The organism is Oscillospiraceae bacterium (genome assembly GCA_009780275.1).
GTDB lineage: Bacteria > Bacillota > Clostridia > Oscillospirales > UBA929 > WRAI01.
This window is the reverse complement of record WRAI01000049.1, coordinates 1-2539: the sequence shown is the minus strand read 5'-3', so window position 1 is coordinate 2539 and position 2539 is coordinate 1. Positions and strand designations below refer to the sequence as shown.

General features: G+C 49.3%; 3 protein-coding genes. 1 reads left to right on the top strand and 2 read right to left on the bottom strand.

What is annotated here, in order from left to right:
* A partial coding sequence (locus FWE06_10210) for a 5-bromo-4-chloroindolyl phosphate hydrolysis family protein (protein ID MCL2547533.1) occupies positions 1-954 on the top strand: 954 nt, incomplete at its 5' end.
* A 156-nt stretch (positions 955-1110) separates the two neighbouring features.
* Here FWE06_10210 and FWE06_10205 read toward each other — a convergent pair.
* Positions 1111-1902, bottom strand: coding sequence for a radical SAM protein (locus FWE06_10205; GenBank protein MCL2547532.1), 792 nt, complete (start codon positions 1900-1902; stop codon positions 1111-1113).
* Between the two features lie 219 nt (positions 1903-2121).
* On the bottom strand, positions 2122-2539 hold a 418-nt coding region (locus tag FWE06_10200), incomplete at its 5' end, for a DUF1848 domain-containing protein (GenBank protein ID MCL2547531.1).

Below are 2539 nucleotides of genomic sequence, written 5' to 3'. Positions count from 1 at the left end.
GTGGACTATGATTGGGCAGCAATTACGGCGGGCGGCGCTCATGCTATTGCTTTGAAAACAGACGACAGTCTTTGGGCGTGGGGGGATAATCGGTTCGGTCAAATCAACGGTGATGTAAACACCACACATATCGCTGCCCCTACCCAAATAGGAATTAATGAATGGTATGCGGTTTCGGCAGGCGGCAGCCATGCCCTTGCCATAAAAACAGACGGCAGTCTGTGGGCGTGGGGGTATAATGAAATTGGTCAACTTGGCAACGGCACAATAGCATTTTATCATACGCCACCCGTTCAAATAGCAATAGCTAGCGACTCGACTTTATTTTTGCGAGAAGCACCGCCCACACAGCAGTTTGATCCGCCGCAACAAGAAGAACTTCCCCCCGAGCAGCCCGTCCGCCCATCATACACAATGCTACTAATGCTACTCATCTTGGCGATTGCCGTATTTCTCCCACTCTATCGCCGCAAACGCCGCGACACTCCTACCGCTACAGCCGGCAATCCCGAGCATGACAAAACCATAGACAGCATCGAGGGTTACATATCCACTTTACGCGAACTGGACAAAGCCGGACAAGGCAAACTAGAAGAGCCGGTGCGGGAGATACTTAAAACCACCGAGCAGATAGCGGCGCAACTCAAAAAACACCCTGCCAATATTAGCAAGGTGCATCAGTTTTCCGACTATACGCTTCCAACCACAATCAAGCTGCTGCAAAATTATGACGAGTTCAGCCGGCAACCGATTCAAAGCAAAGGCATTTTGGAGGCAATGGGAAAAATCGAAGGTATGTCTGACACTATCGTAAGTGCTTTTCGCCGACAATTGGATGCTTTGTTCCATAATAAAGTTATGGACGTCGAGATGGAACTTGACGTAATGAGAGAGATGCTTCGTCAAGCCGATGATATAACTGATGTTGTTTCTAGCGAAGATAGCAGCATTTAGACATCAGTAAAGTTGCAGAACACAATCAAGTCGTTCATTGCTAAAATATGGCTTTGTTGTCGTCCTGTAGCCTCCTCATGCGCGGCACCACATACGGAACGCTTAGACTTCTCTCTTATTGGGTCATATCATTTCGACTCACATATACTGCGTTTTTCACAGCTTCACCCCATGCGCATCCGCATCCATCTCACCATCGCGCACATCCACATTCGGCGCTGCCGTACGCAGATTGTGCTTGACATACAGCCCCTTACCGGTCGGGCGAATCAGCGCCAAGCACTCGCGCAGATATGCGTCCCAATCTACCGGCTCAGTTAACCATTGCGAGTTATCCGTCTTGCCGACTTTGTAGTTGTCAACGCAATCCATTTCCAGCGTTCTATTCAGCACGGCAAGGCTCTCGCGAGCTTCAATCATCGGCTCAAAACTAGCGAAAGTGGTCACGCCGTTGCGCTTCAGCTCAGCCAACACATCAAGTCGTTCCTGCGGAAGCGCCGTCCCGCTTTCATGGTAGCGGCTTTTCGATTCGTCCATAAACGTCAGCGTTGCGCCCAACCAAATTCGATCGCCGAAACGCTTGAACACGTCTAGGTCTTTCAGGCAGCGCTCGCCGCCCTTTGTCAGCACGGCAACCGGCACACCGTATTCTAGGAACAACTCCAGCGCCGCGCGGGTGGTGGCGTTGTTGTCATGCGTTTCGCAGTAAACATCGCCGATGAAAGACAGCATCACCTGTTTAGTGGGAACGTTCGCCCTGAGCTCGGCTTCGATGTTTTTCAGCACATCTTTGCGTGGGTGCGGTATGCGAAAATATGTATCGGCACTACATTGCAAAACATGCGGCGCATAGCAATACCGGCACTTGTGCGAACATGCCATGTAAAGGTTACACGCCAACGGGCTATATTCCCGTGCCTTGCCGGTGGGTTGGTAAATAACCGCCACAAGTTTGCCCCCTAATCTACGACAAAATAGCCGTAATGTTTCTCAAAATTATCGCTAATTTTGTAATAGTATACCACATTGACACCTTGTCGTTCAAGTTTTGACGCGTATGAAAAAGATGTCCGGCCTGATGAGTAGGTGAACATCCGGCGAGAAATTAAGGAAAATTTGGCGTATTACCCGCTGCAAAAGTAGCAAGAAGAAAAGTTTAAGTGGGAACTACAACATTTCCGCATCCACATTGTGCCGTGCGTAATTTCCCCGAACCCTAACCTCGCTATGATTTGCATAGCAATACTGGCACCCATTCATGCACGAATTATACACGCCAATGTCAACGCTGATAGCGCAATTGCAACCGTCACGCTGATTTTTGTCGCGTGGCGCGTTTATCCCAAACAAGCTTGCATCTACACATGATATGGGCTGCACGCCAAGTTCATACAGTTCGGGCAGTTCACAGCAGGCACAAAGCGTAATATCGTAGTCTTTTGCGATGTCCAGCAATGCTTCTGCCAATCGAAGCTTGTTCGCTATTTCTAACTGAGCATGGCCTATTTCTGCAAGATTTTTCGCAACGGATTTATATGCAATCGCGAAGCTAATCACGCATTTTTCCGTGCTGCCAGCCAGCAGT